The following is a 13,963-nucleotide window of genomic DNA, read 5'->3' on the forward strand; positions in this document are numbered from 1 at the left end:
GAAATCCCGGTCCGTTGGCCGGGATTTTTTGTTGATAGAAGCCCTGTCAAGCTGCTCAGGGAGTCCATTCATCAGTGCGGCTAAACTATTGCTTTTCTAATCACGTAAATATTTAGTGATAGTTTTCATATTTTCACTCCTCAATTTGGTTAAAAAATACCTGGTCATTGTCCGAAAGGTACACTGACTTTTTAAAATTATGATCCCGATAGATATTTGATACGCCGATTGGCCTTACTTTCGTTGAAGTGGAATGTGAGGCTGTGGGAGCAGGATGCAGGTAAGGAGAACTGCATTAGCACTGGTGAGTAAAGCAGAGAAGATCTTGAAGTTAATGAGTTTAAATTAATAGGTTTTATAAAACGCTGGCTTAAATGCAATGCCCAGTTTTTTTGGACCAATTAATCATCCCTTCCGTTCTTTTTTATCTCACTACTTTATGTTCATTCCCCTGAGATTACTCAGGTCCTCATCTTCTTTTTTACATGGCAATACCGAGGTTGGCTTACTGGATACGCCACCGAGAACCATCAAATGTTTGATAATTACTAATAAGGAAATTACATGTCTACACCAGCACACTTATGGCTTGAAGATGAGAACGGCTCCCCGGTTACTGGTAGCTGTTTGATGCCACTACGCTTGGGATCTATTGAATTAAAATCATTCTCCCATGCTATATCCATTCCTGTTGAACCAAGTTGGGGGAAACTCACCGCTACGCGTATTCACCGGCCCATTACAATAGTAAAAGAATTTGATCAGACAACCCCTCTTCTTTACCGTGCAGTATGCGAAGGACGTACTATGAAGAGGGCAACAATCAGGATGTATCGCATTCTGGAGTCAGGGATAGAGGCTGAGTATTTCAATATCGTTTTGGAAAACGTCAAGTTCACAACAGTTGCGCCATATCTTTCTCCTAATGGTATGAGTAGCACCCATCTTGAAACACTCGAAATGCGTTATGAAGCGATCACATGGAAATACACCGAAGGCAATATTGTTTACCGTGATTCATGGAACGATCGTTGTTATGCATGATTCGGTGCACTCATATGGTTCACTTAACGAGGAGCATCACGTGGTTTCTCGCCAGTTATCTATCCAGGATAATTGCTTTCTCAATGCTTTAAGCGCGTCAGTAAACTTCAAAATAGATGCTCTCGCATAAAGTCCGTGGGTCAAACAAGGAAGAGAAGATGAGTAAACGAAGTGACATTATCGACGGTTCAATGGCGGCCATAGTACCGTATGGTCTGATCTATACGGAAGTGTTGGGTTGGATTGATCTGGGGCACGCTCAAGGGGCTGATATACAAAACCTGCTGCGTAGCATTGAAATGGGGGAATCATCTGGGCGGGATTACTATGACATAAGCTATTCGCAGTCGATGGTTGATCCAGGCCGTTTTATGAAAATTGGTAAATTCATAAAATGGCGAATCAAGCACGGTCGTTCTAATTCCGAAAGGCACAGTATCGCACTTGGTATGATGATGTCATTGGCGAGCAAGTTCGAAGGACTACAGGCAGCATTCCCGATTAACATTGCTACGGATAGCGGCTTCAGCGGCGAAGATCTAGTTTCAGACTTGCTAGGGTTCTACCGTGTTGTGTCTATTCAGGATCCATTTCCTATGTTGCGACCAGTGAGCAAAGCTGCGGCTTTAAGGCGCTGGGATTATTATGGCAAAATCGGCTCATGGAAAAATGAGACTTTCAGTCCGCTACTTTTTCCTGATCCTGAACGCATCCCTAATGCGAACCCTCACTACGGTGTCTTACCAAACTTCATGAATACTGTGAGGCCATGGATTGATTTTAATTCTGGAATAGTCGGGATTGCTAGTGCAGATGGGTCTTATATAGACATGGCAAGGGGGAATACGTTGCCGCATGCGTAAATCATTCAGAGTTCTTACGGTGGCTATCGTACTTATTGCCTCCGTTTTCATCTGGGTATGGCCTTACATAATAATGCAGCTTTCTGGAAGTGCACACTATACAGAGCAAGATAAGCGGGAGTACGAATTTTATACACCCGTCCTTCTTAAAATGATGCCTCGTATAACTCCACAATACGATTTTGATTTTGTTAATATCACTGGCCCGGCGGCACACGTCTACGCCATCAGGTTTTACGATACACATGATACAAGTAAGGTGGATGATTACTTATCTATAAAGGGTTATCAGAAGCAGCAGTTCTGCCATATTAAAGCCGTGTGCTGGAAAGGCATTGATGCTGACGAAACGATTACCGTGAGCACCTTGAACAATCCAAAGGTGGTCCTGGTTTCGGTTATCATTAACTTCTAATGTTAATGAATAAAATAATACATATAAGTTAAGTTAAAAGCCGCTCAGTTAAGGATCGTGAGCGGCTTTTAAAAATTCAACTACAGGTAGCTATTTTCAACGGTTATATGTCTAGTGGCGTTGATGTATCTGGGCACTTACAGAATGATGGTACAGGAAGTATGTAAGAGCTGTTCATAACAAAACGCCCTCGACCATTAAAGCCAAGGGCGAATAAAATGACAAAAAACGCTATCCGGTGAATCGTTATGCCGCTCCGCTTAAGTGAACGGCATTGCGATACCGATTAGAAGTTATAACCCACTACCAGGTAACCACCCCAGCCGGTAGAGCGTACGCTGAAGTCACCGTTGCCGAAGTTCAGGCTTGCGTCGTCAGCCCACTGGCCGCCGTTGTGCCAGTAACGGGCTACCACAGAGTAGTGCCAGTGATCGTAGTTCAGCGCCAGGATGTGGCTGGAGGCGATGGAGTTGCTGGTGCGCGCGTGCTTGCCGTTGTTGTCGTAGAAGGTATCGTCGCCCAGATCGGAGCCCCAGTCGAAGTTGGTGAAGCCGATATAGCTCAGCTGGCCACCCCACAGCTGGGTGATTGGCACAAAGTATTTCACCTTGAAGCGGTAACCATCCCACTCGTTTTCATTAGAGGCGCCGTAGTTCTGCCACTGGTATTTGGCATAAACGTTCAGGGAGAGGCTCATCGGCAGGCCGGTTTCGATATCGGTACCCAGACCCATATACCAGGTGCTCTGCTCCTGCGAGTCGTTGCGCCCCATGTCGTAGATGTAGTTATTGGCGAAGTACCACTCTTTAAACGGCCCAAACGCCAGGCTGGTGTTGGTCAGCTTATCGATAGAGAAACGCGGCTCAATTTCCATGAACAGCGGGGAACCATTGTTCCAGATACCTTTCGCATCGGTGTTACCGCCGAAGAAGACCGGCGCATCAATGTAGCCGTAGAAATCGAACCAGTCCTTTTTAGCGAACGCTTCATACTCCAGATAGGTATCGTTGCGGATCTGCGGTCCGAAGCGGGTATGGTAGCTTCCCACCACGTTCACGCTCTGATGCCACCAGTCGGAAAGGTATTGAGGCTTATCGTTTTCCGCCGCGTTCACGGAAAAGGTGGTAGAGAGAGCCAGCGCGGCGCCAGCTGCGAGTAATGTTTTTTTCATAATCATGCCACTGATTGAAATTCCCTTCCGGGAGTGAAAAATGCGCGAATTGCGTTTCTAAATATTTCGTGTTTCTGCGGAGCCTATTATAGGAATCCTTGCTCACAAAAATATGTGTTGTTTCACATATCCTTCATGTACGTAATCGATTGCGTTCACGTTTGCGTACTTTGGACAGCGCGATTCTAGCGGCAATCATTTTTGTTGCCAATATTTTCGAAATGTAAGGGAGCGGAACGGCATGCGTTCCGCTACAGGATCAGGGGGTAACAGGCTGGATATCGTGGATACGGACAAAGCCGAGCTGCTCAGGCTTAATACCGCTTAGCTGTAGGGGAATATCCACGTCGCTCGGGGCCAGGGTGCTGGCTGGCGCATTGATAAGCTGGTTTTTAACGTTCACTTCCTGATAGCTTTCTGTGGTACCCAAAATCTCACCCCATGCCACGGTGCCGCTAAAGGCGGGCAGCGGATCGTTTGACTCGCCCTGGATGCGCAGCGTCGCCCGGGTTCCATCGCCGTCAGCCGCCACGTTTACCAGCGACATCTTCAGCATACCGATCTGGCTGTTAAGGCGCGCCGGGGTATCCGCCCCGGGCAGCAGATAGACGCCGCGGGTCGATTTTGCGTTCAGTGCATTTTGCTGAGTAATCTTAACGGTTTCTTTGTTCAGTTGATCCATCGCCTGATTAAGGGTGCTTACGCTCTGTTTCATCTCGCGAACTTCGCTTTGCTGGGCACAGGCGCTCAGGGCGAAGAGACTTCCCAGCAGCGCAAATCGTAGGTAACGTCTTGTCATGGCGTTTAATTCCCTGAAATAACGGATAACCTTTATGGTAGCCAGCAGCGAAGCGTCTGGCATAGATCCTTTGTCTCAAAAACGCTCTTTCTTTGTTGTCTGCCCAGTTCAGGGTAAAATGAAACTCAGTTAACCGGATAGCAGGGATACCGTATGCATTGCCCATTCTGTTCCGCCGTGGATACCAAAGTGATCGATTCTCGTCTCGTGGGCGAAGGCTCCTCCGTGCGTCGTCGTCGGCAGTGTCTGGTTTGCAACGAACGTTTCACCACCTTTGAGGTGGCGGAGCTGGTGATGCCGCGCGTGGTTAAGAGTAACGACGTGCGCGAGCCGTTCAACGAAGAGAAGCTGCGCAGCGGCATGCTGAAAGCGCTGGAAAAAAGGCCGGTCAGCGCTGACGACGTAGAAATGGCGTTAAACCACATTAAATCTTATCTGCGCGGCCTGGGTGAACGCGAGGTGCCAAGCAAAATGATCGGCAACCTGGTGATGGAGCAGCTGAAAAAGCTCGATAAGGTTGCCTATATCCGCTTCGCCTCGGTCTACCGCAGCTTTGAAGATATCAAAGAGTTCGGCGAAGAGATCGCCCGCCTACAGGATTAAGCCCATGCTGGACGAAATGTATATGGCGCGCGCGCTGAAGCTGGCGCAGCGCGGGCGTTTTACTACCCACCCGAATCCCAACGTGGGGTGCGTGATTGTCAAAGAAGGGGAGATTGTCGGCGAAGGCTTTCACTATCGCGCCGGCGAGCCCCATGCAGAGGTCCATGCCCTGCGTATGGCGGGGGAGAAGGCGCGCGGCGCCACGGCCTACGTCACCCTGGAGCCGTGCAGCCATCACGGGCGCACGCCGCCCTGCTGCGACGCGCTGATCGCCGCAGGCGTCACCCGCGTGGTCGCGGCAATGCAGGATCCCAATCCACAGGTCGCCGGACGGGGACTCTACCGCCTGCAGCAGGCAGGGATAGAGGTCAGCCACGGGCTGATGATGAGCGAGGCAGAAGCCATTAACAAAGGCTTCCTCAAGCGCATGCGAACCGGCTTCCCCTATATTCAGCTGAAGCTGGGCGCCTCGCTGGATGGCCGCACGGCGATGGCGAACGGCGAAAGCCAGTGGATCACCTCCCCGCAGGCGAGGCGCGATGTGCAACGTCTGCGCGCGCAAAGTCATGCTATTCTCACCAGCAGTGAGACCGTGCTGGCTGACGACCCGGCGATGACCGTGCGCTGGGATGAGCTGAACGCGGATACCCAGGCGTGCTATCCGCAGGAGAACCTGCGCCAGCCGCTGCGTATTATTATTGATAGCCAGAACCGCGTGACGCCGGAGCATCGCATTGTGCAACAGTCGGGTGAAACCTGGATTGCCCGCACAAAAGAAGATTCGCGCGACTGGCCGCAAGACGTGCGCAGCATTATGGTGCCGGAGCATAACGGACATCTGGATTTAGTGGTGCTGATGATGTTGCTCGGCAAACAGCAGGTCAACAGCATCTGGGTCGAAGCGGGTCCGACGCTCGCCGGCGCGCTGCTCCAGGCGGGGCTGGTGGATGAGCTTCTCGTTTACGTTGCGCCTAAACTGTTAGGTAACGATGCGCGTGGCCTGTTTGTGCTGCCCGGCCTTGAAAAACTGGCCGATGCGCCGCAACTCACATTCAGCGAGATACGTCCGGTAGGTCCGGATGTTTGCCTCCATTTAACAACAGCGTAATTGCTCCTGAAATAGGGAAGCAGTACGCAAAGTATTATGATAAAATCCGCCCCCCTGCGGGGCCAAATGAACCCGTAAAGGAAGAGTATGAACATTATTGAAGCTGCTGTAGCTACCCCGGACGCTCGCGTCGCCATCACCATTGCGCGTTTCAACAACTTCATCAACGATAGCCTGCTGGAAGGTGCGGTTGACGCCCTGAAACGTATCGGCCAGGTTAAAGATGACAACATTACCGTCGTTTGGGTACCAGGTGCTTACGAACTGCCACTGGCAGCGGGCGCGCTGGCGAAAACCGGTAAATACGACGCGGTGATTGCGCTGGGTACTGTTATTCGTGGCGGCACTGCGCACTTCGAATACGTTGCGGGCGGTGCAAGCAACGGTCTGGCGCACGTTGCACAGGATGCTGAAATTCCTGTCGCGTTCGGCGTGCTGACCACCGAAAGTATTGAACAAGCCATCGAACGTGCTGGCACCAAAGCCGGTAACAAAGGTGCAGAAGCTGCACTGACCGCGCTTGAAATGATCAATGTATTGAAAGCCATCAAGGCCTGATTTTTTTGTAAGGGGAATTCCGTGAAACCTGCTGCTCGTCGCCGCGCCCGTGAATGTGCCGTCCAGGCACTTTACTCCTGGCAGTTGTCCCAGAACGACATCGCTGATGTTGAATACCAGTTCCTGTCAGAACAGGACGTGAAAGACGTTGACGTTCTGTACTTCCGTGAACTGCTGTCGGGAGTGGCGACTAATAGCGCGTATCTCGACGGCCTGATGAAGCCGTACCTGTCCCGTCTGCTCGAAGAGCTGGGTCAGGTAGAAAAAGCGGTGCTGCGTATCGCGCTGTTTGAACTGTCCAAACGTGATGATGTGCCGTACAAAGTGGCCATCAACGAGGCTATCGAACTGGCGAAAACTTTCGGTGCCGAGGATAGCCACAAGTTTGTCAACGGCGTGCTGGATAAAGCCGCACCTGCGATCCGTCCCCACAAAAAGTGATCCGTAAGCCGGAGCTGAGCAGGGCCGTCTGGCCGTGCGGCTCCGGTTTTTTCTTTTATTTGCTGAGGCATAACGTATGGCATGCGGCGAATTTTCACTGATTGCCCGTTATTTTGACCGCGTCAGAACTTCGCGGCTGGACGTTGAAACCGGCATCGGCGATGACTGCGCGCTTCTTACTATTCCCGACAAGCAGACGCTGGCAATCAGCACCGACACGCTGGTGTGCGGACGTCATTTCCTGCCCGATATCGATCCTGCCGATCTCGCCTATAAGGCGCTGGCGGTTAACGTCAGCGATTTGGCGGCGATGGGCGCGGATCCGGCATGGCTCACGCTGGCGCTGACGCTGCCTTCGGTGGATGAAGCCTGGCTCGAGGCGTTCAGCGACGCTCTGTTTGACCAGCTTAACTATTACGATATGCAGCTGATTGGCGGCGATACTACGGCCGGGCCGCTCTCCATGACGCTGGGTATTCACGGCTTTGTGCCGGCTGGGCGGGCCTTAAAACGCTCCGGTGCGAAGCCTGGCGACTGGATCTACGTCACCGGCACGCCTGGCGACAGCGCGGCGGGGCTGGCGATTTTACAAAACCGGCTGACGGTGGCGGATGCCAGCGATGCGGACTGGCTGGTGAAACGTCACCTGCGTCCTACGCCGCGCGTGCTGCACGGGCAGGCGCTGCGCGATCGCGCCAGCGCGGCTATCGACCTTTCCGATGGGCTGATCTCCGATCTGGGCCATATTCTCAAGGCCAGCGGTGTGGGGGCAAGGGTGGAGCTGGATGCGTTCCCGCTCTCTGAACCGCTGCGCAGAAACGTTGAGCCTGAACAGGCGCTGCGCTGGGCGCTCGCTGGCGGGGAGGACTATGAGCTCTGCTTTACCGTGCCGGAACTTAATCGCGGCACGCTGGACGTGGCGCTGAACAATCTCGGCGCGCCTTTTACCTGCATCGGGCAGATTGTCGCGGAGAGCGAAGGGCTGCAGTTTATCCGCAACGGCGCGCCGGTCGCGCTTGACTGGAAAGGGTACGACCACTTCGCGTGACGTTTTTGCCGGATGGCGCTGCGCTTACCTGGCCTACGATGGCTGATGTTATTGCCGGATGGCGCTGCGCTTATCCGGCCTACAATGGCGGATGTTACTGCCGGGTGGCGCTGCGCTTACCCGGCCTACGGGCGCAGATGATTTTGTAGGCCGGGTAAGGCGTAGCCGCCACCCGGCGTTTGTTTATTTAAACCCCACCACCGGATGCGGCTGATAGGGCGTTTCCAGCTCGGCCACCTGCTCGGGCGTCAGCGTCAAATCCACCGCCTGCAGCAGATCGTCAAGCTGCTCCTCGCGGGAGGCACCGATAATGGGCGCCGCCACGCCGCGCTTGCCGAGTAGCCACGCCAGCGCTACCTGCGCCCGGGTCGCCCCCATCTCCTCGGCAATATTCGCCAGACGCCCGGCAATTTGCGCATCGCTGGCTTCCGTCTCCTGATAGAGCGTTTTGCCAAACTCATCCGACACCGAACGGGCGGTCGTTTCTCCCCACGGGCGGGTTAACCGTCCGCGCGCCAGGGGACTCCAGGGGATCACCGCCACCCCTTCCTGCCAGCAGAGCGGCAGCATCTCGCGCTCCTCTTCCCGGTAGATCAGGTTGTAGTGATCCTGCATGGTCACAAAGCGCGCCCAGCCGTGCTGGTCCTGTAATCTCAGCGCTTCGGCAAACTGCGAGGCGTGCATCGACGAGGCGCCGATATAGCGCGCCTTACCCGCCTTCACCACCTCGTTTAGCGCCTCCAGCGTCTCCTCAATCGGTGTGTCATAGTCCCAGCGGTGGATCTGCAGCAGATCGACATACTCCATATTCAGCCGTTTCAGGCTGTCGTCAATGGAGCGCAGGATTTGCGGGCGGGATAGCCCCTGCGGCAGATCGCCGGTCTGGTGATAGACCTTGGTCGCTACCACCACCTCGTCCCGGCGGGCGAAGTCACGCAGGGCGCGGCCCACGATCTCCTCGCTGCTGCCGTCGGAGTAGCTGTTGGCGGTGTCAAAGAAGTTAATACCGCCCTCCAGGGCGTGTTTGATAATCAGGCGGCTGCTCTCTTCCGGTAGCGTCCAGGCGTGTGTGCCCCGATCCGGCTCGCCAAATGTCATGCAGCCGAGGCAAAGTCGGGAAACTTTAAGGTCCGTTTTTCCTAACGTGTTGTATTGCATGTTTCCGCTCCTGCTGTTTAAGGTTACCGTTAAGCATAGCAGGAGCGGAAAAGGGGGAGGGGTCAGGCCAGCCAGTCGCGGATGCGGCGTTCGATGCCCGGCGCGTCAAGATCAATATCCGCGCGCGCCTCTTCCTGGGTTCCCTGCGGAATAAAATGATCCGGCAGGCCGAGATTGAGTACCGGCACCACTTTACGCTTCGCCATCAGCACCTCGTTCACGCCGCTGCCCGCGCCGCCCATAATCGCATTCTCTTCCAGCGTAACCAGCACATCGTGGCTGGCGGCCATCTCAAGAATCAGCGCTTCATCGAGCGGTTTCACAAAACGCATATCCACCAGCGTGGCGTTTAACGACTCAGCAACTTTCGCCGCCTCCGGCATCAGCGTGCCGAAGTTGAGCAGGGCGACCTTTTCACCACGACGTTTAACCACTCCTTTACCGATGGTCATCTTTTGCAGCGGCTCAAGCGTAACGCCCAGGGCATTGCCGCGCGGATAGCGTACCGCGCAGGGGCCATCCTGATAGTGATAGCCGGTAAATAACATCTGGCGGCACTCGTTTTCATCGCTGGGGGTCATGATGACCATCTCCGGGATGCAGCGCAGGAAGGAGAGATCGAACGCCCCCTGGTGCGTCTGCCCGTCGGCGCCCACAATGCCCGCGCGATCTATGGCGAACAGCACCGGCAGCTTCTGAATGGCGACGTCGTGGATCACCTGATCGTAGGCGCGCTGCAGGAAGGTGGAGTAAATCGCCACCACCGGCTTGTAGCCGCCAATCGCCAGCCCCGCCGCGAAGGTCACCGCGTGCTGCTCGGCAATCGCGACGTCAAAGTATTGGGCCGGATATTTTCTGGAAAACTCCACCATGCCGGAGCCTTCGCGCATCGCCGGGGTGATGGCCATCAGCTTGCTGTCTTTGGCGGCCGTTTCGCAAAGCCAGTCGCCGAAGATTTTGGAATAGCTCGGCATACCGCCGCTGCTTTTCGGCAGACAGCCGCTGGAAGGGTCAAATTTCGGTACGGCGTGGAAGGTGATGGGATCTTTTTCCGCCGGCTCGTAGCCACGCCCTTTTTTGGTCATGATATGCAGGAACTGCGGCCCTTTCAGGTCGCGCATATTTTTCAGGGTCGTGACCAGACCGAGCACATCATGGCCATCCACCGGGCCGATGTAGTTAAAGCCGAGCTCCTCAAAGAGGGTGCCCGGGACAACCATACCTTTGATATGCTCCTCGGTACGTTTCAGCAGCTCTTTAATCGGCGGCACGCCGGAAAAGACCTTTTTACCGCCTTCGCGCAGGGTGGAGTAGAGCTTACCGGAGAGCAGCTGCGCCAGATGGTTATTGAGCGCCCCCACGTTCTCGGAAATCGACATTTCGTTGTCGTTGAGGATAACCAGCATATCCGGCTTGATATCCCCCGCGTGGTTCATCGCCTCAAACGCCATCCCCGCGGTGATCGCGCCATCGCCAATCACGCAGACGGTGCGCCGTTCTTTGCCCTCTTTTTCCGCCGCGACGGCCACGCCGATGCCGGCCGAAATGGAGGTAGAGGAGTGACCGACGCTCAACACGTCATATTCACTCTCGTCGCGCCACGGGAAGGGGTGCAGGCCCCCTTTCTGGCGGATGGTGCCAATCTTATCGCGACGGCCAGTGAGAATTTTATGCGGATACGCCTGATGACCCACATCCCAGATGAGACGATCGAACGGGGTGTTATAGACGTAGTGCAGCGCCACGGTGAGTTCCACCGTACCCAGCCCGGAGGCGAAATGTCCGCTGGACCGGCTTACGCTGTCGAGCAGGTATCGACGCAGTTCATCGCACAGCTTCGGCAGGTTCTCTTTCGGCAACAGACGTAACTCCTGGGTGGAGTCGACCAACGCCAGTGTCGGGTATTTGGCAATATCAAAACTCATCAAAGGCTCATTGAGATAGTATGTTTATTTATTACGCTGGATTATATAGTCCGCTAGCGCTTCCAGTGCCGAGGTATCCAGTGACTGCGCGGCCAGCTGCTCTAACGACCGGCGGGCGTCATCAATCAGATCCCGGGCTTTGCGCTGGGCTTGCTCAAGACCCAGCAGGGCAGGATAGGTACTTTTGCCAAGCTGCTGATCCGCACCCTGACGTTTACCCAATGTTGCAGTATCGCCCACCACATCCAGAATGTCATCCTGAACCTGGAATGCCAGGCCAATACTTTCCGCGTAACGGTCGAGCACCGGCAGCGCGTTGCGCCCCCGTTCGCCAGCGCTCAGCGCGCCCAGACGTACGGCGGCGCGGATAAGCGCCCCGGTTTTGTGGCGATGGATGCGCTCAAGCTGCTCAAGCTCCACCTGGCGGCCCTCCGCCTCCAGATCCAGCGCCTGTCCGCCGCACATTCCCGCCACGCCGCTGGCCATCGCCAGCTCGGAGATCATCCCCAGACGGTCGCGATCGGCCACTTCAGCCATCGGCGCGTCGCTCAGAATAGAGAACGCCAGTGTCTGCAAGGCATCCCCCGCCAGAATCGCATTCGCTTCGCCAAATTTAATATGGCAGGTGGGCAGCCCGCGGCGCAGGTCGTCATCATCCATCGCCGGCAGATCGTCGTGGATCAGCGAATAGGCGTGAATGCATTCCACGGCAGCGGCGGGCGCGTCCAGCGTGGTATCGCTAATCCCGAACATCCTGCCCGTAGCGTAAACCAGGAACGGACGCAGCCGCTTACCTCCCAAGAGTGCGCCATAGTTCATGGCCTCAACCAGAGGAGTGTTCTGAAAAGGCTGCGGGGCGATAAAACGGCGTAGCGCATCATTAGCGCGTTCGACGCATGCCTGAAGCTGGTTGGCAAATTCCATCTACTCGGCGTCCGGTGTAAAAGGGGTGGCAGGTGCGGTTTCGCTATCGGACAGCAGGATCTGCACGCGCTGTTCCGCCTGTTGCAGCTTAACCTGCCCCTGGCGCGCCAGCTGCACGCCGCGTTCAAACTCATTAAGCGCCTCTTCCAGCGGCAGATCGCCACTTTCGAGACGCGTTACGATCTGTTCCAGCTCACTCAGCGCAGTTTCAAAACTGGCCGGTGCGTCGTTTTTCTTCGGCATAGTGAATGTTTTACTCTTCGTTTTTATCCGCCCTTCATGGTAACGGACTCAGGCAGATAAGCAAATAACGCGCAATGGTGGTATACTCGCGCGCCTGGATGCAGCTACGGATGTGGGCTGCTGTACTCTTTCCATTACAAGCCTTAGCCGGCTTGCCCAAGAAACATTGCCGCCATGAAGTTTATCATTAAATTATTCCCTGAAATCACGATCAAAAGCCAGTCCGTGCGCTTGCGCTTTATTAAGATTTTGACCGGGAATATTCGTAACGTTCTTAAGCACTACGACGAGACGCTGGCCGTTGTTCGTCACTGGGATCACGTTGAGGTTCGCGCCAAAGACGAAAGCAAGCGTCAGGATATCCGTGACGCACTGACCCGTATTCCGGGCATCCACCATATCCTCGAGGTGGAAGATGTGCCCTTTACCTCCCTGCACGACATCTTCGAAAAAGCGCTGGCGCAGTATCGCGACAGCATCGAAGGTAAGACCTTCTGTGTACGCGTCAAGCGTCGCGGCAAACATGAGTTTAGCTCCATTGAAGTGGAACGCTACGTGGGCGGCGGGCTGAACCAGCACGTTGAGTCGGCGCGCGTGAAGCTGACCCACCCGGATGTGACCGTTAATCTCGAAATCGAAGACGATCGCCTGCTGCTGGTGAAGGGGCGTTACGAAGGCATCGGCGGCTTCCCGATCGGCACTCAGGAAGATGTGCTTTCGCTGATCTCCGGCGGTTTTGACTCCGGCGTCTCCAGCTATATGCTGATGCGTCGCGGTTGCCGCGTCCACTACTGCTTCTTTAACCTGGGCGGCGCGGCGCATGAAATCGGCGTGCGTCAGGTGGCCCACTACCTGTGGAACCGTTTTGGCAGCTCGCACCGCGTGCGTTTTGTGGCGATTAACTTCGAGCCGGTTGTCGGGGAGATCCTCGAAAAAGTCGACGACGGGCAGATGGGCGTGGTGCTGAAGCGTATGATGGTGCGCGCCGCCTCGAAAGTGGCGGAACGCTATGGCGTGCAGGCGCTGGTTACCGGCGAAGCGCTGGGCCAGGTCTCCAGCCAGACGCTCACCAACCTGCGGCTTATCGATAACGTCTCCGACACGCTGATCCTGCGCCCGCTTATCTCCTACGATAAAGAGCACATCATCAATCTGGCCCGCGAAATCGGCACCGAAGATTTTGCCCGCACCATGCCGGAATATTGCGGCGTGATCTCAAAAAGCCCGACCGTGAAGGCGGTGAAGGCAAAGATTGAAGCGGAAGAGGCGCATTTTGATTTTGCGATCCTCGATAAGGTGGTTGAAGAAGCGACCAACGTCGACATTCGCGATATCGCCCAGCAGACCGAGCAGGAAGTGGTGGAAGTCGAAACCGTTAACGGCTTCGGCGCCAACGACGTGATCCTCGATATCCGCTCCATTGACGAGCAGGATGACAAGCCGCTGAAGGTGGAAGGGGTGGAGGTTGTTTCGCTGCCGTTCTACAAGCTGAGCACGAAGTTCGGTGACCTCGATCAGAGCAAAACCTGGCTGCTGTGGTGCGAACGCGGGGTGATGAGTCGCCTGCAGGCGCTCTACCTGCGCGAGCAGGGCTTTACCAACGTGAAGGTTTATCGCCCGTAGTGGATTGCAGGGGGAGCCTCACCCCGTCCTTCTTCCCGTG

15 protein-coding genes are annotated in these 13,963 nt (G+C 55.0%); 9 read left to right on the top strand and 6 right to left on the bottom strand.

What is annotated here, in order from left to right; genetic code table 11:
• Positions 1-564: 564 nt before the first annotated feature.
• The 3 genes from BN3796_RS09920 to BN3796_RS09930 all read left to right on the top strand — a co-directional run bounded on the left by BN3796_RS09920 (position 565) and on the right by BN3796_RS09930 (position 2,322).
• The gene (locus BN3796_RS09920) at positions 565-1,044 is read left to right on the top strand and encodes an Hcp family type VI secretion system effector (protein ID WP_061708186.1); all 480 of its coding nucleotides are present in this window, start codon (positions 565-567) and stop codon (positions 1,042-1,044) included.
• 158 nt (positions 1,045-1,202) lie between these two features.
• Positions 1,203-1,907: a hypothetical protein gene (locus tag BN3796_RS09925; protein ID WP_061708187.1), complete on the top strand. Its 705-nt coding sequence runs from the start codon at positions 1,203-1,205 to the stop codon at positions 1,905-1,907.
• Positions 1,900-2,322 (top strand): hypothetical protein, encoded by a 423-nt coding sequence (locus tag BN3796_RS09930; protein ID WP_061708188.1) that lies wholly within the window; start codon positions 1,900-1,902, stop codon positions 2,320-2,322. The genes BN3796_RS09925 and BN3796_RS09930 overlap by 8 nt, the downstream gene beginning before the upstream one ends.
• Before the next feature lie 286 nt (positions 2,323-2,608).
• Here the strand turns inward: BN3796_RS09930 and BN3796_RS09935 are convergent, their stop codons facing one another.
• Both BN3796_RS09935 and BN3796_RS09940 read right to left on the bottom strand, forming a co-directional pair.
• Positions 2,609-3,493 (bottom strand): nucleoside-specific channel-forming protein Tsx, encoded by an 885-nt coding sequence (locus tag BN3796_RS09935; RefSeq protein WP_061708839.1) that lies wholly within the window; start codon positions 3,491-3,493, stop codon positions 2,609-2,611.
• Between the two features lie 259 nt (positions 3,494-3,752).
• Positions 3,753-4,292, bottom strand: a complete 540-nt coding sequence (locus BN3796_RS09940) for a SadB/YajI family lipoprotein (protein WP_081430661.1) — start codon at positions 4,290-4,292, stop codon at positions 3,753-3,755.
• Between the two features lie 153 nt (positions 4,293-4,445).
• Here BN3796_RS09940 and nrdR point away from each other — a divergent pair, with 153 nt between their 5' ends.
• From nrdR to thiL, 5 genes are all read left to right on the top strand, one after another.
• Complete coding sequence (gene nrdR / locus BN3796_RS09945; RefSeq protein WP_008503337.1) at positions 4,446-4,895, top strand: transcriptional regulator NrdR; 450 nt, start codon at positions 4,446-4,448, stop codon at positions 4,893-4,895.
• A gap of 4 nt (positions 4,896-4,899) precedes the next feature.
• Complete coding sequence (ribD, locus tag BN3796_RS09950) at positions 4,900-6,003, top strand: bifunctional diaminohydroxyphosphoribosylaminopyrimidine deaminase/5-amino-6-(5-phosphoribosylamino)uracil reductase RibD (protein ID WP_061708190.1); 1,104 nt, start codon at positions 4,900-4,902, stop codon at positions 6,001-6,003.
• Positions 6,004-6,090: 87 nt separating this feature from the next.
• Positions 6,091-6,561, top strand: a complete 471-nt coding sequence (gene ribH, locus BN3796_RS09955) for a 6,7-dimethyl-8-ribityllumazine synthase (protein ID WP_003859098.1) — start codon at positions 6,091-6,093, stop codon at positions 6,559-6,561.
• A 21-nt stretch (positions 6,562-6,582) separates the two neighbouring features.
• A complete protein-coding gene (gene nusB / locus BN3796_RS09960; RefSeq protein WP_006809908.1) occupies positions 6,583-7,002 on the top strand; it encodes a transcription antitermination factor NusB in 420 nt (139 codons plus the stop codon).
• Positions 7,003-7,078: 76 nt separating this feature from the next.
• Positions 7,079-8,050, top strand: a complete 972-nt coding sequence (gene thiL, locus BN3796_RS09965) for a thiamine-phosphate kinase (RefSeq protein WP_061708191.1) — start codon at positions 7,079-7,081, stop codon at positions 8,048-8,050.
• Positions 8,051-8,233: 183 nt separating this feature from the next.
• On the opposite strand, the gene BN3796_RS09970 is transcribed toward thiL, so the two are convergent.
• The 4 genes from BN3796_RS09970 to xseB form a co-directional block, all read right to left on the bottom strand.
• Positions 8,234-9,208, bottom strand: coding sequence for an aldo/keto reductase (locus BN3796_RS09970; RefSeq protein WP_061708192.1), 975 nt, complete (start codon positions 9,206-9,208; stop codon positions 8,234-8,236).
• A gap of 62 nt (positions 9,209-9,270) precedes the next feature.
• On the bottom strand, positions 9,271-11,133 hold the full coding sequence (dxs, locus tag BN3796_RS09975; protein ID WP_061708193.1) for a 1-deoxy-D-xylulose-5-phosphate synthase: 1,863 nt from the start codon (positions 11,131-11,133) through the stop codon (positions 9,271-9,273).
• Positions 11,134-11,157: 24 nt separating this feature from the next.
• Complete coding sequence (ispA, locus tag BN3796_RS09980; RefSeq protein WP_061708194.1) at positions 11,158-12,057, bottom strand: (2E,6E)-farnesyl diphosphate synthase; 900 nt, start codon at positions 12,055-12,057, stop codon at positions 11,158-11,160.
• On the bottom strand, positions 12,058-12,300 hold the full coding sequence (gene xseB, locus BN3796_RS09985) for an exodeoxyribonuclease VII small subunit (RefSeq protein ID WP_061708195.1): 243 nt from the start codon (positions 12,298-12,300) through the stop codon (positions 12,058-12,060).
• A 174-nt stretch (positions 12,301-12,474) separates the two neighbouring features.
• Here xseB and thiI point away from each other — a divergent pair, with 174 nt between their 5' ends.
• The gene (gene thiI / locus BN3796_RS09990; protein WP_061708196.1) at positions 12,475-13,923 is read left to right on the top strand and encodes a tRNA uracil 4-sulfurtransferase ThiI; all 1,449 of its coding nucleotides are present in this window, start codon (positions 12,475-12,477) and stop codon (positions 13,921-13,923) included.
• The last annotated feature ends 40 nt before the right edge of the window (positions 13,924-13,963 follow it).

This window comes from Pseudenterobacter timonensis (assembly GCF_900021175.1).
Lineage (GTDB): Bacteria > Pseudomonadota > Gammaproteobacteria > Enterobacterales > Enterobacteriaceae > Enterobacter > Enterobacter timonensis.